The organism is Stenotrophomonas sp. RG-453 (genome assembly GCF_033843685.1).
Taxonomy (GTDB): Bacteria; Pseudomonadota; Gammaproteobacteria; order Xanthomonadales; family Xanthomonadaceae; genus Stenotrophomonas; species Stenotrophomonas bentonitica_A.
This window is the reverse complement of record NZ_JAMYED010000004.1, coordinates 36,480-60,759: the sequence shown is the minus strand read 5'-3', so window position 1 is coordinate 60,759 and position 24,280 is coordinate 36,480. Positions and strand designations below refer to the sequence as shown.

Annotated in this window: 21 protein-coding genes and 1 pseudogene; 10 read left to right on the top strand and 12 right to left on the bottom strand. The window is 64.9% G+C overall.

All coding sequences use genetic code 11. The features are described 5' to 3' along the window. Window positions 1-23: 23 nt before the first annotated feature. Both NJD74_RS08530 and NJD74_RS08525 read right to left on the bottom strand, forming a co-directional pair. A complete protein-coding gene (locus NJD74_RS08530; protein ID WP_319623979.1) occupies window positions 24-1,544 on the bottom strand; it encodes a DUF1254 domain-containing protein in 1,521 nt (506 codons plus the stop codon). Between the two features lie 177 nt (window positions 1,545-1,721). Further along, entirely contained in the window at window positions 1,722-2,396 is a 675-nt protein-coding gene (locus NJD74_RS08525; protein WP_102789662.1) for a response regulator transcription factor, read from the bottom strand. An 814-nt stretch (window positions 2,397-3,210) separates the two neighbouring features. On the opposite strand from NJD74_RS08525, the pseudogene NJD74_RS08520 reads away from it, so the two are divergent. Continuing rightward, a pseudogene (locus tag NJD74_RS08520) lies at window positions 3,211-3,984 on the top strand (IS3 family transposase); the annotation flags it as partial. 311 nt (window positions 3,985-4,295) lie between these two features. Here NJD74_RS08520 and NJD74_RS08515 read toward each other — a convergent pair. The 4 genes from NJD74_RS08515 to NJD74_RS08500 form a co-directional block, all read right to left on the bottom strand. Further along, complete coding sequence (locus tag NJD74_RS08515; protein WP_319623978.1) at window positions 4,296-5,261, bottom strand: AraC family transcriptional regulator; 966 nt, start codon at window positions 5,259-5,261, stop codon at window positions 4,296-4,298. Window positions 5,262-5,328: 67 nt separating this feature from the next. After that, window positions 5,329-5,664, bottom strand: coding sequence for a hypothetical protein (locus NJD74_RS08510; RefSeq protein WP_319623977.1), 336 nt, complete (start codon window positions 5,662-5,664; stop codon window positions 5,329-5,331). Beyond that, complete coding sequence (locus NJD74_RS08505; protein ID WP_019184180.1) at window positions 5,661-6,242, bottom strand: YceI family protein; 582 nt, start codon at window positions 6,240-6,242, stop codon at window positions 5,661-5,663. Before NJD74_RS08505 ends, NJD74_RS08510 begins: the two co-directional genes overlap by 4 nt. 117 nt (window positions 6,243-6,359) lie before the next feature. Then, entirely contained in the window at window positions 6,360-7,700 is a 1,341-nt protein-coding gene (locus NJD74_RS08500; protein ID WP_046273387.1) for a TlpA disulfide reductase family protein, read from the bottom strand. Window positions 7,701-8,011: 311 nt separating this feature from the next. Between NJD74_RS08500 and NJD74_RS08495 the strand changes: the two genes are divergently transcribed. The 9 genes from NJD74_RS08495 to NJD74_RS08455 all read left to right on the top strand — a co-directional run bounded on the left by NJD74_RS08495 (window position 8,012) and on the right by NJD74_RS08455 (window position 16,400). Beyond that, on the top strand, window positions 8,012-8,620 hold the full coding sequence (locus tag NJD74_RS08495) for a hypothetical protein (RefSeq protein WP_102789454.1): 609 nt from the start codon (window positions 8,012-8,014) through the stop codon (window positions 8,618-8,620). Between the two features lie 117 nt (window positions 8,621-8,737). After that, window positions 8,738-9,778 carry a hypothetical protein gene (locus NJD74_RS08490; RefSeq protein ID WP_019184177.1) on the top strand — a complete coding sequence of 347 codons (1,041 nt, stop codon included), beginning with the start codon at window positions 8,738-8,740 and terminating at the stop codon, window positions 9,776-9,778. Between the two features lie 355 nt (window positions 9,779-10,133). Then, the gene (locus tag NJD74_RS08485) at window positions 10,134-10,994 is read left to right on the top strand and encodes an STAS domain-containing protein (protein WP_070425365.1); all 861 of its coding nucleotides are present in this window, start codon (window positions 10,134-10,136) and stop codon (window positions 10,992-10,994) included. A gap of 1 nt (window position 10,995) precedes the next feature. Next, window positions 10,996-11,367 carry an STAS domain-containing protein gene (locus NJD74_RS08480; protein ID WP_319623976.1) on the top strand — a complete coding sequence of 124 codons (372 nt, stop codon included), beginning with the start codon at window positions 10,996-10,998 and terminating at the stop codon, window positions 11,365-11,367. Then, window positions 11,364-11,765, top strand: a complete 402-nt coding sequence (locus NJD74_RS08475; protein ID WP_019184174.1) for an anti-sigma regulatory factor — start codon at window positions 11,364-11,366, stop codon at window positions 11,763-11,765. The genes NJD74_RS08480 and NJD74_RS08475 overlap by 4 nt, the downstream gene beginning before the upstream one ends. After that, on the top strand, window positions 11,756-12,772 hold the full coding sequence (locus NJD74_RS08470; RefSeq protein ID WP_319623975.1) for an ATP-binding protein: 1,017 nt from the start codon (window positions 11,756-11,758) through the stop codon (window positions 12,770-12,772). The genes NJD74_RS08475 and NJD74_RS08470 overlap by 10 nt, the downstream gene beginning before the upstream one ends. Continuing rightward, window positions 12,769-13,629, top strand: a complete 861-nt coding sequence (locus NJD74_RS08465) for an ATP-binding protein (protein WP_019184172.1) — start codon at window positions 12,769-12,771, stop codon at window positions 13,627-13,629. The genes NJD74_RS08470 and NJD74_RS08465 overlap by 4 nt, the downstream gene beginning before the upstream one ends. Further along, window positions 13,616-15,556, top strand: coding sequence for a response regulator (locus tag NJD74_RS08460; protein ID WP_319623974.1), 1,941 nt, complete (start codon window positions 13,616-13,618; stop codon window positions 15,554-15,556). The genes NJD74_RS08465 and NJD74_RS08460 overlap by 14 nt, the downstream gene beginning before the upstream one ends. A gap of 55 nt (window positions 15,557-15,611) precedes the next feature. Then, on the top strand, window positions 15,612-16,400 hold the full coding sequence (locus tag NJD74_RS08455) for a CHAD domain-containing protein (RefSeq protein ID WP_319623973.1): 789 nt from the start codon (window positions 15,612-15,614) through the stop codon (window positions 16,398-16,400). A gap of 26 nt (window positions 16,401-16,426) precedes the next feature. On the opposite strand, the gene NJD74_RS08450 is transcribed toward NJD74_RS08455, so the two are convergent. From NJD74_RS08450 to NJD74_RS08425, 6 genes are all read right to left on the bottom strand, one after another. Continuing rightward, the gene (locus NJD74_RS08450; protein WP_284129158.1) at window positions 16,427-17,434 is read right to left on the bottom strand and encodes an asparaginase; all 1,008 of its coding nucleotides are present in this window, start codon (window positions 17,432-17,434) and stop codon (window positions 16,427-16,429) included. 44 nt (window positions 17,435-17,478) lie between these two features. After that, window positions 17,479-18,678, bottom strand: a complete 1,200-nt coding sequence (locus NJD74_RS08445; RefSeq protein WP_319623972.1) for a hypothetical protein — start codon at window positions 18,676-18,678, stop codon at window positions 17,479-17,481. An 11-nt stretch (window positions 18,679-18,689) separates the two neighbouring features. Next, window positions 18,690-19,577, bottom strand: coding sequence for a nitrilase family protein (locus tag NJD74_RS08440; protein WP_319623971.1), 888 nt, complete (start codon window positions 19,575-19,577; stop codon window positions 18,690-18,692). Between the two features lie 132 nt (window positions 19,578-19,709). After that, the gene (locus tag NJD74_RS08435; protein WP_319623970.1) at window positions 19,710-22,445 is read right to left on the bottom strand and encodes a UvrD-helicase domain-containing protein; all 2,736 of its coding nucleotides are present in this window, start codon (window positions 22,443-22,445) and stop codon (window positions 19,710-19,712) included. A 144-nt stretch (window positions 22,446-22,589) separates the two neighbouring features. After that, complete coding sequence (locus NJD74_RS08430) at window positions 22,590-23,804, bottom strand: MFS transporter (protein WP_019184168.1); 1,215 nt, start codon at window positions 23,802-23,804, stop codon at window positions 22,590-22,592. A gap of 164 nt (window positions 23,805-23,968) precedes the next feature. Next, window positions 23,969-24,196, bottom strand: coding sequence for a hypothetical protein (locus NJD74_RS08425; RefSeq protein ID WP_046273396.1), 228 nt, complete (start codon window positions 24,194-24,196; stop codon window positions 23,969-23,971). Between the last annotated feature and the right edge of the window lie 84 nt (window positions 24,197-24,280).

The following is a 24,280-nucleotide window of genomic DNA, read 5'->3' as shown; positions in this document are numbered from 1 at the left end:
CGCCGACATAGGTCCTGCGCGAATCAAGGCGTGTGTGTCTGAACCGGCTGCAAAGGAGGCAGGTTCCACTTGCCTTCGATGGCGGCTTGGCTCGGGCCGTAAACCCGCCCCACAGCGCTGTAGGGACCGGCCGGCGCGGGCAGCCAGTTGCTCTCCTTTTCCTTCCCGGGCGAGACGTGGCCGATATACAGGGTCAGCCCGCCATCGGGGTCATACTTAAGCCCGGGGGTCCGGTCGCCAATCGAATAGCGCTTCAGTTCATTGGCGTAGAGGAACCGGTCCGGCAAGGTATACAGCGTGACCGACCAGAAGAACTTCGCAGGCGGGAGGGCATCCTTGCTGAAGTGGATCATCGAAGGCGTATTGCCGTCGCCTACATACCCTCCGTACCACGCTTCCTCGATGGAGTTTCCATACAGCCCCTTCTCGGCGGCAATGGAACGGGTGAGGTAGTCGTCCTTCAGAACCGCGCGGGATCCGAACAGTCCGTTGGACGATAGCGTTGCCTTGGCCTTGTCGGCCATTGCGGCCTTTGCATCCGCTACGCCGGCATCGATCGCCGCCAGGCGCGCCTGGCTCAGGGACGTGGCGTCAAACGGTCGTCCTGGGCCGATCCCGATCTTCGCGAAACGCTCCATCAGACCGGCTTCGCTCGGATTCGTCGGTTGGGTGAACTGCAGCAGGAAATTCAGATAGCCGATGAAATCGTGGGAATGGACCTTATCGGCGTCATAAGCGGGGAACTGAATCTCCGGCGCCGCCGGAGGGGCCTGCGTCTTCAGATAGCTGCTCAAGGGCTGCAGCTTCATCCCTTCCTGGATCTTCTTGACGTTGCCAATGTCGTCGGGTCCGTTCAACGCGGTGCGCGTGAGCGTCAAGACCAGTGAGGTCTCCGAAGGAAACACCTGCTTGATGCCAGCGGGCGTATCGCCCTTCCAGCCGGGACCGGCGATCAGGTAGCTGGCGGCGCCGTTGCCGGTGGCGCGCGAGCCGATGTAGGCAAAGTTGTAGGTGAAGAGGTCTACCCACTGCTGAACGTAGTAGCGTCCCTCGGGCACCTTGGGGACGGTAACGACCCAGGGTTCAGCGCGCAGATCCAGCCAGGCCCAAGAATAGGGCGTGTCGTTGTTGGGGGTCACGACATCGTGGTTGTCCGGCGTGTAGAGCTGCGCGTAGTGCCTGAACTTGCCGAAGCCGCCGACGTATTCGGGCGCATCAGGCGAGGCCACTTGCTTGTAGAGCGTGTTGTAGTTCTCGAGCATTGCAAACGCATAGATGTAGGCATCTTTCGCGATCGCGCGCGCCTCTGCGTCGTCTTGTTCGTTTGCCGAGGCCGATCGTGTATCTGGAGCCGTGGCTGGTTCCGCTCGATTGGGCTGGCTCTCAGGCCGCTGGCATGCTGGAAGAAGCAGGACTGACATCAGCAAGAGCGACGAACCACAAGGCATTGGGCGCATGGAAATGGGCTCGATTGGGCGGGGTAAAATGAGGCCCTGGGTGATGGCCGCTCGCAGGCTTAGCTGGCTCCGCTGGTCGATAGCCATGCGGTTCCAGTCCCGCGAGCAGGGGCATGAAAAGGCCTGTCTCCACTGTGTTCTCCCTGCCACAGGACTGGCAAGAGCGTATTCACTGTGTTGCGCTCAGTATTTCTACTGGCAGTGCGGGTGAACCTCGGGGCCTGGCTGATTCGATCTTTTCCTCGTCTACCTGAACCGGGGCTTCTACCGTGCGGTTCTTCTGTCGATTCGAGGAGAGATCACCCCAAGCGCCTCAGCCTTACGCACGAGTTCAACAGTCCCGTGGACACCCAATTCCTGCATCATCGCGTATTTGTGTGATTCAACCGTTCGGACGGAGAGCCCCAGTTCATGCGCGATCTGCTTGGCGCGCAGGCCCCGTGCGAGAAATTCGAGCACGCGCAGTTGCTTGTCGGTCGGGGTGTATTGCGGGGTTGCGCCATGAACGATGGCCTGCGCGGCGATGCTTGAAGATACATATGTGTTTCCATCCAGAACCGCTGTAATCGCACAGATCAGTTCCTCCCCGGCAGCGCTCTTAAGAACGAAGCCGCGCGCGCCTGCGCGGATGGCATCGGCGGCCAGTGATGGCTCATCGTGCATTGTCAAAAATACGAAAGGAACGTTGCAGCCTTGTTCCATCATCACTTTCATTGCATCGATTCCGCTCATGCCAGGCATGCTAATGTCCGCGACCACCACGTCGGGCGGGTCGCGCTCGACCGTCTCGATCAGTCTTTCGCCGTCGGCCACCAACACGATTGACTCGAACGAATTCATCAGCAGCCGCTCGATCCCTTGGGCCACCAGGATGTGGTCATCCGCCAGCACGACACTTCGACCCCCACAGCAGGGGTCCTCAAAGACCGCGAGATCCATGCGCTCCACTCCTCCGCCAAGGCTGTTCGGGGTTGCACGGATACAGACCACTTCAGAGTGGCTTATCCCTGCTCAGGAACCTGGATACTGGTGGTTGAGCAGGTGATGGAGTCGTGACTTAATCCATCAAGCGGGTGATTTCCAGTATGGATGACGGAGCACATTTCTCGTTCCGTGATGCTTGCACGTTTGGGATGTGACCTCCGTGCTCGGAGGAATATGATGTGCCGCAGAGTGGACCACATCCCAGCGCCTTCTTCCGTCACCACATGCAGCCGTATGAACGGTTAAGAACATTGTCGGATTTCTCGGCAGATCTACACACAACGTCAACCTGGCTCGGTGGAGCGGACTCAATAAGGTCGATTCAACGGACAAGCGTCTACGCTCATGTTTGAAACCGGCTTGAGTCAGCCAGCACTCGGCGAACTGGCCGCGCTGATACACGGGCAGTTGCACCGGAGGCTGGTAGTGAGCGAGTGTGCTGTCCTTCCCGCGCAGATGGGCGATCGCTTCGCGGTGCTCGTAGAACTTTTCGAGAACAGGCACTACGTCGATTTGTCGTGGAGCGTCACCTGTAAGTAAGGCGATGTCGCTATGAGAAGCTCCGCCAGCGCTCAGATTGGTTACCAGCGTGTGCGGAAACGCATGGAACCTGACGCCTCTTCCAAACCCTGAGTTCTTCAAATATCGACCGAACTCGGCAAACAGCGTTTGGCTGCCGTGTGCGTTTTTCTCACCGGTTTTGCAGTTCGTCCCAGCGGCGACGTCCCCCCGAGATTGAGTAGCGAAGCGGTTTGGAGTCCAATCCTCAATGACAAGGAGATTGGACGTGAAGAAGCGCTTTGACCAGACCTTCGTCTGTTGAAAATCCCGAAGAGCAGATCATCGGCTTCCTACGCGAAGCTGAGGCCGGCATGCCCATTAAGGACCTCTGCCGCCAGCACGGCTTCAGCGAGGCCTCGTACTACCTGTGGCGCAGCAAGTTCGGCGGCATGAGCGTGCCCGACGCCAAGCGGCTCAAGGACCTGGAGGCGGAGAACACACGCCTGAAGAAGCTACTGGCAGAACAGGTCTTCGAGAACGACGTCATCAAGGATGCGTTGCGAAAAAAGTGGTGACCGCACCGGCGCGCAGGCTGCTGGTGCGGAGCATGGTCGAGAAGGGGTTGAGCGAGCGGCGGGCGCTGAAGGTGGTGCGGATGAGCGCTAGCGCGCTGCGCTATGAGCCTCGGGCCGACCACAACGTTGAGCTGCGCGAGCAGATCGCCGCGCTGGCGCATCGGCACAGACGCTACGGGGTGGGCATGATCCATTTGAAACTGCGACAGAAAGGGCTGGTCGTGAACTACAAGCGAGTGGAGCGCTTGTATCAGGAAGCGGGCCTGCAGGTGCGTCGCAGAAAGCGTAAGAAGGTGCCGGTAGGCGAGCGCCAGCCCCTCCTGCGGCCGTCCGCTGCCAATGAGGTGTGGTCGATGGACTTCGTGTTCGACCGCACCGCGGAAGGCCGGGTGATCAAGTGCCTGACCATCGTCGACGACGCCACCCACGAGGCTGTTGCCATCGAAGTGGAGCGGGCAATTTCCGGGGGGACGTCGGACAACGAGTCCTTGTTCAAGCTTTACGAGCAAAATTTGATTGTCTGCTCTGGGTGCGGATGGAGCTTTGACGTCAATTCAGGTGTGGAGGCAGCGGCGGCCGATTAAATTGACGCCCTAACCAACGCCAGCCGACATCGCTGTGCTTGAGTAAATGCACTTTGGCAATAGACTGGAAGGACACTCACCAGGACACATTCTGGCTAGAGTTCTTCATTAAGAGCAATGGGTTAGTGTTGGGGTTGTTTAGTCCCACTGTCTCCGCCAATGACCAATTTGCAGACCCAAGGCTAGCCGCGCTCCTACACAGAGGCCAACCCACGCCCCCGCCGAGTCGCACCAGGCGAGTACCCCATAACACGCTTGTAAGCCCGGCTGAAAGCCGCCTGCGACGCGTACCCAAGACGCTCTGCCACCACCTCGATGGAGAGGTTCTGGTGGCTCAGCCATTGACTGGCCAAGTGCATACGCAGCTCGGTCACATATCGCAGCGGCGCGGTTCCCATGACAGTCTGGAACCGTTCCGCAAAGACAGACCGTGAGATGTTGGATTCCGCAGCCAGCGCTTCGACCGTCCAGTCACGCCCAGGGTCTTTGTGCAGGGCAAGCAACGACAGTGACAGACGCGGGTCGCGCAGGGCCATGACCAGGCCGGAGGCGCCGTCGCAACCGCGCTCGACCCAGTCACGGACAATCATGGCGGCCACTGCATCCGCAAGCCGGGCGAGGATTCCTGCATAGCCAATGCGTCCGGAACACACCTCGCGCTTCATCGCGTCGACCATCGGCAACAGCCCCGGGAACTGCGTGGCGTTGCCATCGCACAACATCGCCGCCGGCATCACCTTGCTCAACCCTTGCATGCCGCCCAGATCGAACACCATGCAGCCGTGGAAGAGCACGGCGCTGGGCACGGCATGTGTGCTCGGGCACGTGTCTATTCCGCTCACCGCGTCGCCCAACGGGGCTGCGTCGATCGTTTCCAGGCACTGGACGGGATGGTCCTCGCCCGACAGCAACGCGTGTTCGTCTCCGCGGGGAAGAAGCACGACATCCCCGGCGGATAGACGGTGTTGGCTGCCGTCTGCGCCACGAAGAATCGCCGTGCCCACTGCCAGGTAATGGAAGTAGGCATGGCCTGGCTTCCGGGGAAAGCCAAGCCCGAAGGTCGGCCCGGTCTGAATGCGCCGGTATTGAACGCCATGCAGCCGCATGCCGGTCAGCAGTTCGCTGATCAGGTCGGTGGGCCGGATTGGCATGTGGCTCATTGAGACGGTCCGGGGTTTCGATCAAAAATATAGGTCGGGCAATCATAGATCATCCTGGCTGGGCTCCCTAGACTCTCGGCTGCACGAATGCACTGGGATCTGTGATGAGCAATAACGTAGTTGATGTCGCGAACACGCCTGATTCTGTGGACAGGGGGAGCGGGGAGCCTTCTTCATCGGCGTGGGTGGCGGTGTTTTCGCTGGGGCCGATCTGCGGTTGCTCGAAGTCCGAGGCGTACAGGATCCAGCCCGGTTCGATGCGGGCATCGATGACCAGCTCGCGGGACCCGTCGGGCGCGGCCTCCAGCCGCGGCTGGAGGGCGACCTTTGGCGTATCGGCGGCGATCGCGTTGCCACCGCTCAGCAGCAACGCAACGCCCAGGGGAAGGATGCCGTACCTCACTCCTTGCCCCCTTGCGCCTCGGTGGTGATGCGCAGCTGCACCTCGTCGGCGATGTTGGGCAGGAACGCATCCAGCCCGAACTCGCTGCGGCGGATCACGCCCGTGGCGTTGAAGCCGATGGTCGGCACCTTGCGGCTGGGATGCTCGCCCACCTTGTTGAGGGTGGCGTCGAGCACGACCGGGCGGGTGACGCCATGCAGGGTCAGCTCGCCGGTGATCTTCAGGCGGCCGGCGCCCTGGGACACGACCGAGGTGCTGCGGAAGGCAGCCTGCGGGAACCTGGCGACATCGAAGAGTTTGTCGCTCTTCACGATCTCGTCGAGTTTCGGCACGTGGGTGGCCAGCTCGGCCAGCGGCAGCTCGACCTGTACCTGCGAGGCGGCGGGCCTGGCGGCGTCGTAGACCAACGTGCCGCTGCTGATCGCGGCGCGGCCGGTCGGGAATGAAAAGCCGTTGTGGTTCCAGGTGAACAGCACATCGGTATGGGTCGGGTCGAGCTGGTAGGTCACCGGCGCGGCGATCGCCACGGCAGGTGCGGTGGCAGCGGTGAGCAGGGTCAACAGCACGGTGGTGCGCATGGGGCAGGTCTCTTCGTGGTGGCGCGCAGCCGCCCGCGGCATCGCGGGGAGGCCGGGCGGGCGCGCAGCGCAGGAGGGAGGGCCGCGGCGGGCGGGCAGGCCGGCCGCCGCGGAGGGTTACGGGGCGACGGCCAGTGCCGGCGTCGTGGTTGCGGTCGCGGCGCTTGCCGCATACGGATCGGGCTCGGCAATCAGCCCGTCGAGCAGGCTGTTGAAGCGGGCCACATAATCCTGGTGATACTCCCCGGTCACGGTGCCGGTGTAGCCGGTGTAGATCTCGCGGACCTTGCCGTCACGGCCGATGATGATCGTGGTCGGGAAGGCGGCCATGTAATTGAGGCCCTTGAGTTTCTCGGTAGCGACTTTCTTGTCGGCGATGCCGCCGAACACGATGTCGTAGCGGATATCGAAGTAGTCCTTGAAGGTGGTCAGGGTCTTCTTGAAGTAATCGAAGTTGTCTTCCTGCTCGAAGGCGACCGCCACCGCCTCCACGCCACGGTGCTGGTTCTGCTTGAACCACGGGGCCAGGAAATAGGTCTGGTCGGTGCAGTTCGGGCACCAGGTACCAATCACTTCAACGATGACCACCTTGCCGCGGTATTTGTCGTCGCGCAGCGAGACCTGCTTGCCCTGCAGATCGGGGAAGCTGAAATCGATGCGTTCCTGGCCATCCTTGAGGAAGGTGAGCTTGTACGGATCCGGCAGCTCCACCTTGTCGCTTTTCTCGGCCTCGAACTTCACCACGTTGTAGATGCCGCTGCCGAACGCGCCCTGGATGTTGCCGTCTTCATCGATCGTGCCGCGGATCAGCAGCGGGCTGGGCCCACTGAAGCCGGACAGGTAGAAACGGTTGCCCTGCACGGTGCCTTCCAGCTCGCGGGTATCACCCACCACGGTCATGAACACGCCGGAGAGGCGATTCCCTTCCTGTTTGAGCAGGGCGACCTGGTTGCGCTTGTCCTGGCGGGCGGCCTTGTCGATGGTCTGCACGGCCCACTTGCCGCTGAGGTCCGCCGCCGGTGCCTCGTCCTGGCCGGGCTTGACGAAGCGCCATGCCGCGCCCTGTTCGGCGGTGAAGGCAAGGTTGCGCGCCCCGTTGCGGCTGGGCACCAGGTCCTTGTACTGGCCGACCAGGTGCTTGCCATCCTCGGAGACCTTGCCTTCGAGCACCGCATCGTAGGTGTTCATCCGCACCGAGAAGGTCCCGTCATCGCGCGGGGTGACCTTGAATCTGTCGGTGCGGCTGCCGTTGAGCAGGGTAAAGGTCGCGTCCTGCGCACGCTTTCCCTTTACTTCGAAGTTGAACGGAATGGGATCGCCATCGATATTGAATTCGCCGCGCCACACGCCTTCGGCAGGAAATGGGGCGGTGGCTGCGGCCGCTGCAGGCAGGGCCAAGGACAGGCTTGAGGCGAGGAACAGGGCCGCGACGACGCGACCGGATAATGCCAGTGTCATGAGAGTGCTTCCAGATAATCCCCTTGGACGCGCCAAGTCGCCGGCGATGCAGCCCCCGTTCCACTGCATCCGCTGAAAGGCCATCCCTGGCCGGTCACGTGCCATCCATGGCGTGACTGGATTATTGCCACGTGGATGTCGTAAAAGTTCATCGTGGCTTGGAACGCATGTTCATCAGCATATTCACCGGCGCGACGATGGCAGGCTGATAACCGTTTTGACATCAGCGCATTTGCCGCCGTGGCCGGCATCGAAGACCATGGTGGCCCGAGGCGCCCGGCCCCGCGCCGATACTAAGGAGGTAATCCATCGTGAAGCCAAGGGAAGGTATCCAGGTCTCGGTTTATACCCGCTGGCACCAGCTGGCCGTCCCGCTCGCATTTCTGTTGGCTGCGGGCAGTTTCATGTTCATCGTGCTCAATCGCGGTCCGGTGGGTATCGCCATCGTGGTGGCACTGCTGTGCCTGGTGCTCCCGCCGATGCTGGCCTTCCAGGGCTTCCCGACGCGCAATGAAGTGATGGTCATGGCCGATGGCCTGATGTTTTCGCGACGTGACGCAGTGCCCTTCGATCAGTTGTCCAGCTGGGGCACCGATGACTATCTGAAACTGGTGCGGCCGGGCCGGGCGACACTGATGGTGAGTGCAGCCGATCTGCAGAGCCGTGACCGCCTGCTGCGCGAATTCGAACACGCACTGGAGGCTTGGCAACGCAGGCAGCCTGCGCTCAGCGAGCCGATCCGGCGTACTCACTTCTATGGCTCGGCGCGTGCGGCGGCCATCGGCGCGGTGATCATCGGGCTGGGCGCGCTGTGCATCGTCATGGCATTGCGGTTGCGTGAGCCGTCCATCGAGCTGGCGGTTGTCGGCGCGCTGGGTGGGCTGGTCGGCGTGATCATGCTGCTTGGCCGGCGGGTGTGAGTCTGGCGCGGCCGTCCACACGGTCTTGTTTTCAGCGTCTCGCGTATTTCACGACCTGAAGCGCAGCCTGCCGATGCGAGCTGCATCCGCAGCGCATGAAAAGGAGTGCCATCCGCTATGAATACCCGAGGCGATTACGCCCACCCCGAGCCCGTCGCTGCCGCGACCGTGGCCGTGGTCACCCCACCGCCGGTGGTGGATCTCCCGCGCGAGAGTGCCGTGTCATGGGGCGCGATCCTGGCCGGTGCCATCGCCGCAGCCGCGCTTTCGTTGATCCTGGTGATTCTCGGCGTGGGCCTGGGCCTGTCGTCGGTCTCGCCGTGGTCGTTTGAAGGCGTGACTGCCGAGACCTTCGGCTGGTCCAGCATTGCCTGGTTGACCTTCACCGCCATCGCAGCCTCCGGTCTGGGTGGCTATCTGGCCGGTCGCCTGCGCACGAAGTGGAGCAACCTGCACGGCGATGAGACCTACTTCCGCGATACCGCACATGGTTTCGTGTCGTGGGCGGTGGCCACTCTGCTGACCGCTGCACTGCTGACCTCCGCGATCGGCGGCATTCTCGGCGCTGGCGCCAAGGTGGCCGGTGCCACCGCAGGTGCGGCGGCGTCCACTGCCGGCGGTATTGCCGCAGCGGGCGCAGGCTCGGCCGCGATGGGCAACGAAGAGGGTGACGTGCAGTACTGGGTGGATTCGCTGTTCCGTGCCAACCCTACCGCAGCGCAGCCCGCGCCGCCGGTGGGTCCGGCCGATGCAGCGGCACCCCCGGCACCGCCGGTCAACGGCGCACCGCCGCCGCCGCGCCCGATGCCGGGTGCCGACCGTCGTGCGGACAGCCGTGAGGTGCGTACCGAGGTCAATCGCATCATCGTCAACAGCCTCAAGTCCGACACCATGGACCCGGCCGATACCCAGTACCTGGGCCAGCTGGTGGCGGCACAGACCGGCATGAGCCAGGCCGAAGCACAGGCCCGCGTGACCGATGTCCAGACCCGCCTGCGCGCTGCGCTGGACAACGCCAAGCAGCAGGCCAAGCAGGCGGCCGACGATGCCCGCAAGGCGACCGCCTATGCCGCGCTGTGGCTGTTCATCACGCTGCTGATCGGTGCCTTCATCGCCAGCCTGAGTGCCACCTGGGGCGGCCGTCGCCGCGACCTGTGAACCTGACCATCCCAAGGGAGGAAACACCATGAAGTACATTCTGCTGTGGATGCTCGGCATTCCGATTCCGCTGCTGCTCCTGTTCGCGCTGCTGCGCTGACCGTTCCACCATCAGGCCGCCTTCGGGCGGCCTGATGCGTTGTGGCGGCCCGGCCGGGAAACTGGCGAGGTGAACAGCCCAGGTCCGGTCTTTCTGAATGAGTCAGGGAAGTGCAAACAACCTTCACGCCATCAGCATCTGCCGTCATGCCCAATCTTCCTGAATTCATTTAAGCTTGGACGATTGCGACCCCCATTCATATCCGTGATGGGGCGTCTGTCCACCCGGTGTTTCCCTTCTTTCAGGACCTTTTCCATGGCGGCTTTGCAGCAGCGCACGATCGATCTCATTCGCAGCCATCAAGAGCCCCTGCTGGCCGCATGGGCCGGCAATCTGGCCGGTTCCAGCCAGGCCCAGGACGGCCGCCTGTCCTCCCGCGAGCTGGACCAGCAGGTCCGCGAGTTCTGGCGTCTGTTCCTGGAGGCGCTGTCGGCTACGGAGGTCAGCTCCATCGCACGGGTCGAGTGGCAGGACATCCGCCGCTTCCTGGAGGAACTTTCCCGCGAGCGCGTGCTGAAGGGCTTCAACTCGTCGGAGACCGCCAGCTTCATCTTCTCGCTGAAGCGACCGCTGTTCGAGGTGATCCAGCAGGGCTACGCGAATGATCCGGCGCAGCTGGGCGACCAGTTGTGGGCGGTCTCCGAGCTGATCGACCAGTTGGGACTGCACACGGTCAGCGTGTTCCAGAAGACGCGCGAAGACGTGATCCAGCGCCAGCAGGAAGAGATGCTGGAGCTGTCCACGCCGGTGGTGAAGCTGTGGGAAGGCGTCCTCGCGCTGCCGATGATCGGCACGCTGGATTCGCAGCGCACCCAGGTGGTGATGGAATCGCTGCTGCAGCGCATCGTGGATACCGGTTCGGAAATCGCGATCATCGATATCACCGGCGTGCCCACCGTGGACACGCTGGTCGCACAGCATCTGCTGAAGACCGTGACCGCCATCCGCCTGATGGGCGCCGATGCGATCATCAGTGGCGTGCGGCCGCAGATCGCCCAGACCATCGTGCACCTGGGGCTGGACCTGCAGGGCATCGTGACCAAGGCCAACCTCGCCGACGCACTGGCACTGGCGCTCAAGCGCACCGGCCAGACCGTGACCCGGACTGCCCGCTGAGATGGAACGCATCCCGATCCTGCAGATGGGCGATCTGCTGCTGGTGACCATCCAGGTGGACATGCACGATCAGCTCGCGCTGACCCTGCAGGATGACCTCACCGAGAAGATCCGCAGCACCTCCGCGCGCGGCGTGCTGATCGATATTTCCGCGCTGGATATCGTCGATTCATTCATCGGCCGCATGATCGCGACCATTTCGTCGCTGGCCCGGATCATGGATGCCACCACGGTGGTGGTGGGCATGCAGCCGGCTGTGGCGATCACGCTGGTGGAGCTCGGCCTCACCCTCAGCGGCGTGCGCACCGCACTCAACGTGGAGCGCGGCATGAAGCTGCTGCAGCGCACCGACGAAGACGAAGCGGCCTTATGAGTGCCAACAGTGGTTCGCTGCCGATCCGCATCGAGCAGGATGTGGTGCTGGCCCGCCAGGCCGCGCGCCAGGTGTGCGTGGCCTGCAAGCTGCGCCTGATCGACCAGACCAAGCTGGTCACTGCCGCCAGTGAGCTGGCCCGCAACGCCGTGATCTACGGTGGCGGCGGGACGATGGACTGGGACGTGGTCGAGAAGGGGCTGCGCAAGGGCGTGCGGCTGGTCTTCGCCGACAACGGGCCGGGCATTCCGGATGTCGCGCAGGCGCTGACCGATGGCTGGTCGTCCGGCTCGGGCATGGGCCTGGGGCTGTCCGGCTCGCGCCGGCTGGTGGATGAATTCGAGCTGGAGAGTGCGCCGGGGCAGGGCACCCGCATCACGATCACCAAATGGAGCTGAACTTCGCAGGCCAGGTAACGCGGGTCGTGGTGGTCGAAGAAACCTCACAGGTCGGACAGGCGCGACGCGAAGCGCTGGCACTGGCCGATCATGTCGGCCTGGATGAAATGGACGCCGGCCGCGCGGCGCTGGTGGCCACGGAAATGGCGACCAACGTGCTCAAACATGGGCGCGGTGGCCGCATGTACCTGTCCGTGGTCTGTGGCCGCGGCGGCAACGGGGTGGAGCTGTGCACCGTGGACGCCGGCCCGGGCTTTTCCCTGGCCGAGTGCCTTCCGGACGGGTATTCGACCTGCGGCACCCAGGGCCTCGGGCTGGGGGCGATCCAGCGCCAGGCCAGCGTGCTCGATGCCTGGTCCGATGCCAAGGGGGCGGTGGTCGTGGCGCGGATCTACGCCAGCCGCACCCCGCGCGACATCGACGTGGCTTACGGCGCCCTGCGCCTGCCGATGCGCCGCGAGCTGGCCTGCGGCGATGCATGGCATATCCGCGCAGACGCACGGACCGTGTCGCTCACGGTGATCGATGGCCTCGGCCACGGGCTTCCTGCGGCCGATGCTGCGTGGGCCGGTGTGGATGCGGTCGCGCATTCTGCCGCGGGCGGCGCACCGGCGTTGATCGGCGTGCTGCATGCCGGTATGTCCGGTACCCGGGGTGGCGCGGCAGCGGTGGCCTGCGTGGATGTGGCGACGGGCCAGGTGGAGTTCGCCGGCATCGGCAATATCGCCGCAAGCCTGTGCGAGCCCACCAGTTCGCGTGGGCTGGCCTCGCACCCGGGGATCGTCGGCGTGCAGTACCGCAAGGCACAACCATTCCATTTTCACGCGGCCACAGGCACGCTGCTGGTCATGCACAGCGATGGACTACAGGCGCGTTGGAGCCTGCGTGATTACCCCGGCCTGTTCCACCGTCATCCAGCAGTGATCGTGGCGGTGCTGCAGCGTGATTTTGATCGCGGCCGGGATGACGCCGGCATTGTTGCCCTGCGTCTTGGAGATCTGCATTGAGCGTCACCCCCAATGATGAGGAACTGCAGCGGCTGCGACTGGAAGCCGATGCGCTGCGTGCCGAGTTGGATGAAACCAATCAGGGCGTGCTCGCGCTGTATGCCGAGCTGGACCAGCAGGCCGAGCAGCTGCGCGAGGTCTCCGAGCTGAAGAGCCGGTTCCTGTCATACATGAGTCATGAGTTCCGCACGCCGCTGGGCTCGATCCTGAGCATGACGCGGCTGCTGGAAGACGGCATGGACGGCCCGCTGACCGACGAGCAGCGCCGCCAGGTGCGCTTCATCAGCGCCTCCACCAGCGAGCTGCGCGAGATGGTGGACGACCTGTTGGACCTGGCCAAGATCGAGGCCGGGCGGATCACCATTTCACCGGCCTGGTTCGACCTGATGGACCTGTTCTCGGCCCTGCGCGGCATGTTCCGCCCGCTGGTGGAAGGCAACCAGGTGGACCTGGTGTTCGAAGATCCGCCGGTGATGCCGTTGCTGTACACCGACGACAAGAAGCTGGCGCAGATCCTGCGCAACTTCATTTCCAACGCACTGAAGTTCACGCCCAATGGGCAGGTGGTGGTGTCGACCCGGTTGGAAGGGGAGAGCGCCGTGCGCTTCAGTGTGCGCGATACCGGCATCGGCATCCCCGCCGAACTGCAGTCCACCCTGTTCGAGGATTTCGTGCAGGTGGATACACCGCTGCAGAAACGCCTGCGCGGCACCGGGCTGGGGTTGTCACTGTGCAAGCGCTTTGCCGAGCTGCTGGGTGGGCACGTCGGGGTCGAAAGTGAAATCGGCGCAGGTTCGGACTTCTATGTGGTGTTGCCGCTGACCTTGGCCACGGAGGCCGCGAATGGCGAACCCTGATCGCATCCTGGTGGTGGACGACAACGTGGCGACCCGCTATGCGGTGCGCCGGGTGCTCGAGCATCACGGGTTCCATGTCGAGGAAGCCGGTACCGGCGGGGAGGGGCTGGAGCGCCTTGCCGAGCATGATTTCGATGCGCTGGTGCTGGATGTGAACCTGCCGGACATGAGTGGCTTCGATGTGGTCCGCCAGCTGCGCGAGAACGCGCGGCTGCAGCTGCTGCCGGTGGTGCACGTCTCGGCGGCCTCGATCGCGACCGGCGACATGATCACCGGCCTCAACGCAGGCGCTGATGCCTATCTGATCCATCCAGTGGACCCGGATGTACTGCTGGCCACGCTGCGCAGCCTGCTGCGCGCCCGCCGCGCGGAGGAAGCGCTGCGCGAGACTGAAGCGCGCTTCCGCGAAATCTTCCGCCATATCAATGCGCCCATCGCGGTGCTCGATGCCAACCTCAACGCGCACGACGCCAACGACGCGTTCACCCGTCTGCTGGGCCAGCAGATCGGTCCGGGCCAACTCGATCAGCTGCTTCAGGATCAGGCCGCGCCGCTGAGTGCGTTGAAGGTCGCCCTCGCCGAGGGCGAGCGCTGGCAGGGAACCTTCAGCCTTCGCGTCGGTGGTGCGATCCGCATGACCGAGTGGCGGGTGACCCCCTATCAGGCCGCCGGCCAGGGGCTGGTGCTGATCGAAGATACGACCGAGCACCATGCGCGTGCCAACGAGCAGCGCCAGGAGCTGGAAAGCGCCACGTCCGAACTGGCCTTCCAGATCGCCGAGCGCGAGCGCACCGAGATCGAGCTGATGCAGGCGCAGAAGATGGATGCGCTCGGCCAGCTCACCGGCGGCATCGCGCATGATTTCAACAACCTGCTGACCACGATCATCTCCGGGTTGGACATGATCGAGATCGCCGCCTCCAGCGGTAAATGGGACAAGGCCTCGCGCTACGTCGAGATCGCCAACGGCTCGGCACACCGTGCCGCAGCGCTGACCCAGCGCATGCTGGCCTTCGCGCGCAAACAACCGCTGGACCCGCAGACCTTCGACGTCGTTGCGCGGGTGCGCTCGCTGGAAGACATGCTGCAGCGCTCGATCGGGGAGAACATCGAGCTTGAACTGGAGCTGGGCCCGGAGCCGTTGATCGCGGTGGCCGACCCGAACCAGTTCGAGAACGTGATCCTCAACCTGGTCATCAACGCCCGCGATGCGCTGGCCGGCCAAGGCCTGATCCGCATCCGCGCCGGGCGTGCGCAGATCGAACGTGACCATGAGCTGGCCCCGGGCCACTACATCACGGTCACCGTCCTGGACAACGGCGTGGGCATTCCCACCGAGCTGCTGACCAAGGTGTTCGAGCCGTTCTTCACGACCAAGCCGCAGGGCGAGGGCACCGGGTTGGGGTTGTCGATGACCTACGGGTTCGCGCGTCAGTCCGGTGGCAGCGCACGCATCGCCAGCGAGCGTGGCGAGGGGACGGAAATCGAGCTGCTGCTGCCGGAGGGCCAGCTCCAGCCGGTCGCCCAGGCATCGGTACCGGCACAGCTGCCCCGTGGCAGCGCCGAACGCATCCTGCTGGTGGACGATACCGATTCGGTGCGGATGATGGTCCGGGAGATGCTGGTCGAAGCCGGATACCAGGTGGTCGAAGCCATCAACGCGCAGCAGGCGCTGCTGGAACTGCATTCGGACCGTGAGCTGGACCTGCTGCTGTCCGACGTCGGCCTGCCCGGCATGAACGGTCGCGAGCTTGCCGATGCGGCCCGGGCCCTGCGGCCGCACCTGCCGGTTCTGTTCGTCACCGGCTATACGGAAAGCGCTGCTGTCCGCAATGAATTCCTCGGGCAGGGGATGTCCCTGCTGCCCAAGCCGTTCAGTGTCAACGAACTGCTGCGGGGCGTGCGGCAGATGTTCAACCCGGGCTGACAGGCTTCGCACGCAGCCTGGGTACAATCCCCTGACGCCTCCGGGGGAAACCACCATGTCGCCACCCGCAATCGGCCCGGCCGCCCGCGCACTGGCGGCGCGTGAGTGCACGGCCATCGCCGAGGCGCTTTCGCCCCAACCCGATGTCCACGATGCCGTGCATCGCGCGCGCAAGACCATCCGCCGCCTGCGCGCGCTGCTCGCACTGCTGGAGAACAGCCATTTTGAGACAGACCAGGCCGATGCGGCCCTGCGGCGCCTCGGGCAAGGGCTGTCGGCATTGCGCGATGCCCACGTGGTGGTGGACACCTGCCAGCGCCTGGCCGCGCAGCAGCCCGCCCTGCCATGGGCGGAGGTCGGCAGACGGCTGACGGTGCGCCGCGACGCACGCCTGGCCCAGGCGCTCGCACGCGACCCGGCGTTTGCACGCCGCCACGCGGCACTGGGACGTATCGTGCGGGATCTCCAGGCCCAGCCATGGGAGTCCCTTGGAAGGCGTGACCTGCGCAAGGGACTGGCGCGCAGTGAGCGGCGTACCGCCAAGGCGGAAAAGCGCGCCGCACGCAGCCGCGATACCGAGGATCTGCACCGCTGGCGCCGGCGGGTACGCCGCCTGCGCATGCAGCTGGAAGCACTGCCAACGCTGGACAGCGCGCTGGCTGCCTCGATCAAGCGCAGCCGCCCGGGCCGACAGGCGCGGGCACTGCACACGCTGGGCGATCAGCTGGGCTGGCAGCAGGACCTACGGATGCTGCGCAACCTGGTGCGGGTGATGCCGGGTGTGGAGGGCCGCCGTGCACTGCTTGCGCAGATGGATGCGGAGAGGGTGGCTGCGCTGGGCTGAGCTGAGCCGCCGTATCGATCTGCTGCTCAACTGGGTCGGCCTGGCGTGGGCAAGGTGTACTCGCGGAGGTAGTCGACGAGGTCGTCCTGTCGGCCGCTACCTGCCAACAGCCAGAGAAGCAGCCGGGCTTTGCGCGGACACAGCAGCCCACACATCCGGAGACCATTGCGGATCAGACCGATCTCGCCACCTTCAAAGCCATAGGTGCACTGTGCGGTCGGTCCCGACCCCGTACGCGTGCCCACGAGGACCGGAATCTTCGTGGCAATGCGCGCCAGGACGTTGGACCAGGATGCACTGACGTGACCTGCGCCGAAACCCGCGATGACGAGGCCTTCGTAGCCCAGCGGCAGCAACTGCTCCAACAGCAGGGTATCGGCAGCAAGTGTTGCTTCCAGGAGCGCAATCTTCTGGTGCGTACGCGTTGGCAAGGGCACCAGCATGCGGGCGCGCGCCGGGCGAAGAAAGCAGGCGCGGCCTTCGATCATCAGGCCGACGGGACCCACCACGGGCGAAGTGAAGGCATGAAGGGCCAGCGTGCTCGACTTCCGTACATGCCTGGCCTCGTGGACCTCGGCGTTCATGACGACCAGGACACCGCGTGCGCGACTGTCGGCAGTGCAGGCAACCAGGGTGGCGTCCAGTATGTTGCCGGGGCCGTCCGCCCCGGCCTGTCCCGCCGGGCGCATCGCCCCTGTAACGACCAGGGGGGCATCGTGAGTCCAGAGGTAATCGAGGAATGCGGCGGTCTCCTCCAAGGTGTCCGTGCCCTGGGTGACAACCACGCCGTCAGCACCTTCTTCGATCTGACGGTCCGCCCACGCCAGCACCTGCAGCAGCAGGTTGAAGTCCAGCGATGCGCTGGGGACCAGACTCAGGCTTTGCACGCCGATCTGCGCGATATCGGAAATGGCAGGCACGGTGGCAAGCAAGGCGTCGCCAGCCAGGGCGGGTGTGATTCCTTCGCCTCCCTGTTGGTGCTGCATGCTCAGCGTGCCGCCAAGCGTGGCGATGGAGATTCGGGGTGTGGGCAAGGCAGACCTCAGGGAACAGGGAGGATTCGTGACGTTCCGGGAACTCAACCGCGGAAAACCAGGCCCAGTGACGGCACGACGAGCAGGGTGCTGACAGCCATCGACAGGACATTGCCGAGGTACGGATGTACATGGTTGGGCAACCGGGATGAAAGAGCTCTCGCCAGTGGCGGGGCGATCAGGGCGCCCAGCACCGCGCTGCTGATCACCACCGCCATTCCGCCGCCGTGGGTCAGAACCGCGGCGGGGACAACGGAGACCAGTGGGACATAGGTGGGGTGCCAGCCGTGCGACATCCATTGCCGGCGCCAGAGGATGACACCGACGAGGGATGCAAGCGCCTGGCCGGCAATCAGAGGCAGCAGCAGGCCCGAGCCATAGGCTGGCGCGAGCGGATTCAGCGCGTACGCGAGCAATACCCCCGCGAGCAGGCCAATGCTGGCCCATTCGTTACCGAAGAAGGGGGCTTCTGAGAAATCTGCCAGTACACGACGAACGGTCCAGGTGATGCCATATCGTTGCGTGACCACCGGCGCTGACGGCACCGGAAGCTTTCGCTGCGGAGCAGGCGGGCTGACCAGCCACGGGATGCGCCGACACAGGAAGAAGGCGGCCGCGCTGCCCAGCGCCATGCCGAGTACATTGCCCACAACGGCCGGGAGTTGGAGCGGGGTGCATACGTAGTTGACCAGCAGCAGGCAGGACGGAGTCACCAGCACGGCGCCCAGCACTGCCCCGTTGACAGCGATCTTCCACCCTCGCCCGAACAGTAGAACCATGGCGGCAGGCAAGGAAACAGCGGCGACAAAGGTGGGCTGCCAAGTCCCCGTACCGAGTGACCATCCCCATAGTGCATGGCTCAGCAGCATACCCAGCAGCGAGCTGGACACTACCCAGGGCCACAAACCACTGCCGTAGCAGATGCTGAAGCCCTGCCAGCGATGTCCGCCGCGACTGGCGAGATGCCCGACCGCCGCACCCAGAAGAAGGCCTGCCGAGGCCCACTCGTGCTTGTAGAAGGTGACCTCACTGAGGTCACCGGCAATCCAGCGCCACCTTGCCCATGGCGAAGCGCTGAGGCCGGCCATCATGTCGTCGTAGCCCGGCCAGTCGCCCGCACGACTGGAGCGATGGGCGAGCGCCGTCGCGCCGAGCAGCACTACCGTGATCGCTGTGGCGGCGATCATCAAGACCCACGGCGAGGCCGAGATGCCACGCCGGTCGAGAGTGGAGGGCGTCGGCATCTCGTCCGGCCTCACCGCGGCAGAGAGGGATGTTGGCGATAGCCCAGCATCGGGTCGTAGAGATCAGTGCGTCGATCACGATGCAGATCGTTCAAAGCATTCCAGATGGGAGCGCTGCGGGCGGTCGACAGGTCGATGTCGGCATAGACGATGGCCTGGTGCTCCGCCGGGGCCACCGGCGCGATTGGCCAGCCGTTGGTACCCGCAATGAGTGAGCATCCAAGGAAGCGTTCACCGCACTCGCTGCCAACGCGGTTGGCGGCAGCGATGAAGACGTTGTTGACGTGCGCTGCGGTCATTGTCAGGTACGACGCCATGCACTTTCCCGCGTCGTCGAACAGCGGCGGGGGTGTCCATACCCAGTTGTTCAAGCTGCAGATGATGTCGGCGCCCTGCTGGCTCAGCAGGCGTGGCACCTCCGGGAACCAGACATCCCAGCAGATCATCAATCCGATCCGGCCGATGCTGGTTTCGAACACCGGGAAACCGAGATTTCCTGGCGAGAACCACAGCTTTTCCTTGTTCCAGAGATGCGCCTTTCGATACTTGCCGATGAGGCCATCCGGCCCCATCAGGACAGCCGTGTCATACAGATGCACCCCATCACGCTCGGCCAGGCCGGCGGCGAGGTGGATCTGGTGTTCCCTTGCGAAATCGGTCCAGGCGCGGGTGCTGGGCCCGTCGGGAATGACCTCGGCATGTGCATAGGCATCCTGACGATCTGCGAACAGATAGCCTGTATTGGCCAGCTCGGGCAGCACGATAAGCGTGGCACCGTTTTCGACCGCCTCCCGCGCCAGCGACAGGCTCTTGCCCAGATTGACCTGACCGTTATGCACCCCGACCTGAGGGTCGAACTGCAAGACGGCGATGCGTACTGCGCTGATGGCATTGCTCATGCGGGTTACCTGTTCCTGTCCAAATCGCCGGCGGCTGCCGTGCAAATGAATAAGAAGCTGGATCGCGCCCTGTCGCCATACACAAACTACGATTTTCTCGTAGGTGATTACCGCGTCTGCAATCGTTGTTTTCTATTCCTGGAAGCCCGTCACTGCGCGTGCCTTCGGCGGCTTGTACTCGCATCGCGGATACCCCGAGCACGACTGGAAGGCGCCATACGGCCCGGTGCGCGGCACGATCACGCCCACCCTGCAGGCCGGGCAGGCCTGCTCGTGGATGGTCTCACCGGCCATCGAGGTGACGCGCACCGCACCGTCATTGACCAGCTCGGTCAGGAAGGCCGAGCGCCGACCCTGCACGGTGAACATCGCCACCGAGCGGCGCGCGCGCGTCAGCGCTACGTAGAACAGGCGGCGTTCTTCGCCCAGCGGATACGCATCGCTGTCGGGCATCGCCAGCGCGAGCACGGGATCATCGGCGCGGGTGTTGGGAAAGCGCCGGTCCAGCATGCCGGGCAGGATCACATAGTCCGCCTCCGTGCCTTTGGAGCGGTGCGCGGTGAGGAAGCTGACCTCCATGTGTTGGCCATGCCGTGCCCGCCACGTGGCCGGCAGCATCGCGCGGTCTGCGTTGTAGCGGCCGAGTACGAACACCGTGACCTTGCCATCGCGGCCGGGCGGCACCTGGCCGGACAACAGCTGCTGGTGCAATCGCTCCAGATACTGCTCGACCGCTCCGGCCAGCCGGTCGCGCGAGGCGACCTGGTAGGCCTGCAGCACCGCGCCGTACGCCGGCGTGACCGACTGGACGTCCTTCGGGATCTGCGCAGGGTTACGGGATACGAAGGCACTGGACACATCGCACAGCGCCTGCGGGCAGCGGAACGTCTGTTGCAGCTTGAGCACCTGGCCCTGACCGAACCAGTCCACGAAGCCGGTCATCACCGACACGTCCGCGCCGGCAAAGCGATTGATCGACTGCCAGTCGTCACCGACCGCGAACAGGTGTTTTCCCGGTGCCTGCACCAGTGCCCGGCACAGCCGCGCACGGGCGCGCGAGGCATCCTGGAATTCATCGGCCATCACCAGGTCGAAGGGAGCGACGTAGCGCCCCTGTTCGAGGTGCTCGGCGGCCTGGTTGAGCATGTCTTCGAAATCGATCCCGCCCTCGGCCACCAGCGCATCGTCCCAGCCTTCCAGGATCGGGACGATCAGCGCGAGGAAGAGGCGGTAGCGGTGCTTGAAGTGATCGTCGGGCAGGCGGCGCAGGCGTTCGACCATGTCCTCCACCTGCAGCGCGTTGCTCTTGGCGTGGCTGATGAAGGTACGGACCAGGCCGATCAGGTCGCTGTCCGGCATCGGCGTCGCGCCGCCCTCGGGCAGGTCGCGGTCGGGATTCGGGTCCAGTTCGATACCGCGCTGCGACAAGGCCTCGCCCAACTGCACGAACAGTTCGCCGGTGCGCAACTGCTGCGGGGTGGTCTGGATCCGCTCGATGCCATCGCGGGCGCCCGGCTCGCCAGCGCGAGGCGCGGGCGCGCGGTCGTGTCCCGCCGGGGCGAGGTGGTCGTGATACAGCGCAATGCCGGGGTAATGGAAATCCGGGCGGTACGGGCGGTACGCATCGGTCCCGGCATCGAATGCATCGCGGCGTGCATAGGTGTACGCCACGCCGTTGTAGAACAGCCAGTCGGCGATCACGCACGCTTCGATGCTATGCACGCGCTCGCCCTGCAGGGTGCGCACATACCCCTGGCCATCCTTGTCCCACTCCTCGGCGTCCAGCGACCCGCCGGTGACCGGCAGGTCACGGCCGAACACCAGCCGGAACATGTCCCACTGGGTACGGAAGGCGAGCGAGCGGTCCTTGAGCTGGTCGATGATCTCGGCCAGCCGATGGAAACCCTGGGTGGCATCGACCGCCCAGTCCGGCACCTGCGGCATCCGGCCGGTGGCCTGGGCGATGATGTGCCGGCCCAGCGCATGGAAGGTGCGCGTTTCCACCTGCACCTGATCCAGGCCGAGGCGCTGGAACGCGCGGTCCGCACGCGCCTGCAGCTCGGTGGCGGCTTCCTTGTTGAAGGCGAGCATGACGATGCGCTCGGGCGCGACCAGCCCGCGTTCGATGGCGTACGCCGCCTTGGCGACCATCGTGGAGGTTTTGCCCGAACCTGCTGCGGCCACCACCTGGACGCGGTTGTCGAAGCAGATCACCGCGCGGGCCTGCTCATCGGTGAGTGGCCGGCTTTCGACGCGGTCCAGCAACGCACGGCTGGCGACCCGTTCGCGCGCCTGATGGACCTCATTGCGGCGCGCCCACATCGTTGGCCAGTCGGCCAGCCACAGCATCAGCGCTTCTTCGATCGCGGCCGGGTCGCCATCGAGCTGGCTGCGCAGGTCGGCATCATCGAACACCGTCCACAGCGCGTCCTCACCCAGGGGCAGGGTGGGGCGTGCCTCCAGCAGTGCCTGCTGCTGCTCGCAGGTCAGCCACAGCGATTCCTCGTCGGCCAGATCGGTAGCCGCCTGCACCTGGGCGAGCCAGTGCTGGATGGCGGTGTGGGACTGCTGGAACAAGGCGACATGGTCGCGCTGGCGCTGCTTGCCGCTTCGCTCCTCCAGTGCCGACACCAGCAAGCGCGCGGACGCGGCGGGCAGGCCGCCGAGGATCAACGGTGGGTGCCCTTCACGATGGAGGCTCAGCCGTGCCCAGGGCAGGCGCGGGTACACCTGCAGTGCATCCAGCGGCGCGTGATACCGATGACCGTCAATGGTCAGTAGCAGCTGGTCGTCTTCCAGGCGCAGGCGCCAGTGCGGCGATCGCGTGAGGCGTTGACCCCAGTCGCTCGGGGCCCATTCGTACGTCATCGGTGTTCCAGGTGCGGCCCTCGTTGCGGCCGTGGCCGGAACAGCATGGGTGGCGCGGTTTGATCGGATGCCCATGATAGGGGAAATCAAAAAAATCCCCGCCTGGGCGGGGATTCGGATCGAGCGGTCGTTCGCGGCGTACCGTTACTGCTGCAGCACCGGCACGCTGCGCGCGCGGCGGTCCACCAGCATCGCCACGCACCACAGCAGCAGCCCGCCCAGCGCGGTGGCAGCGCCAACGTACCCGGTCACCGCAGGGCTGAAGCCGGCGCCGATCGCCATGCCACCGAACCACGGGCCCAGTGCGTTGGCGGTATTGAACGCGGCATGGTTGGAGGCGGCGGCGAGCGTCTGCGCTTCGCCGGCCACGTCCATCAGGCGGGTCTGCAGCACGGCCGCCAGGGCGCCCATGGTGCCGACCGCAATGATCATCGGGAACACGCTCCACACCGATTGCGCGGCCAGCGGGAAGGCAAGCAGCACCAGGATCGACCAGACCAGCACGACGGCGGCGGCGCGGAACTGGAAGCGGTCCACCAGCCAGCCACCGGCGACGTTGCCGATGATCGCGCCGATGCCGAAGATGCCCACGGCCAGCGGCATCCACGATTCGGCCAGGCCGGTGACCTGCACCAGCGTCGGGGCGAGATAGGTGAACACGCAGAACATGCCGGCGAAGCCGACCGAACCGATCGCCAGTGCCAGCCACACCTGGGGACGATTGAAGGCACGCAGTTCGCGCATCGGCGAGGTACGCACCTCATCCGGATCGGGCAGCAGGAAGCGCGCAATCATCGCCACGGTGGCGATCGCCAGCACGCTCACCAGGGCGAACGCGGTGCGCCAGCTGACCTGCTGGCCGAGCCAGGTGGTGAGCGGATTGCCGACCAGGATCGCCACGGAGAGGCCGAGCAGCACTTTGGACACCGCCGCGCCACGCTGCGCCGGCGGGCTGATCGCCGCCGCCACCAGCATCGCCACGCCGAAGTAGGCGCCATGCGGCAGCCCGGCGACGAAGCGGGCCAGCAGCATCGTGCCGTAGTTGGGCGCCAGCGCACTGGCCAGATTGCCGATCGCGTAGAAGCCCATCAGCGCCAGCAGCAGGTTGCGGCGCGCGAAGCCGGCGCCGGCAAAGGCCAGGACCGGGGCGCCGACCACCACGCCGATGGCATAGGCGCTGATCAGGTGGCCGACCTGGGTTTCGCTGATCGACAGCCCGCGGCTGATCTCCAGCATCAGGCCCATGCTGGCGAACTCACTGGTGCCGATGGCAAAGCCGCCCAGCGACAAGGCCAGCAGGATCAGGGTGCGCTCGCGCGGCGAGAGCCGGGCGGCCAGAGGGACGGAGGAGGAGCTCATGCAGGCGGCGGCGTCGAACGGGGGAAGCGCGGCATTGTACTGCTGCGACGCAGCATTAATCAGCCGGGCCCATGGAACGCTGGATCTGCCTGGTGCGCGCTGCCCCGTGAGCGGCCTACCGCAGCGTCCGGACAGGCCCGCCGCGCTTGGCTATCGCCGCCTTTTCACGGATACGGCCGCGCCCTGAACGGCTGCGGCTCGGGCGCCGCCGGCGGAAGGCGCTCGCCGTGCACGCGGCTGAGGATCTCATTGGTGCGTCGTTGTTCTGCCACGATCTGTTGCAGCAGCCCCTTGATGCCGAAGATGGCAAACGGAACGAACAGCCACAACAACCCGAGCAGCGCGCCGATGAGCGCGACCAGCAGCGAAAACCCTGAACCCGCAGGACCCATGTCTTACTTCCTTGTCGTTGAGAGGTGTTAGATCACCTCAATGATAGCCGTAGCCTTTTGGACCCGGGCCGCATTGGGCGCCCA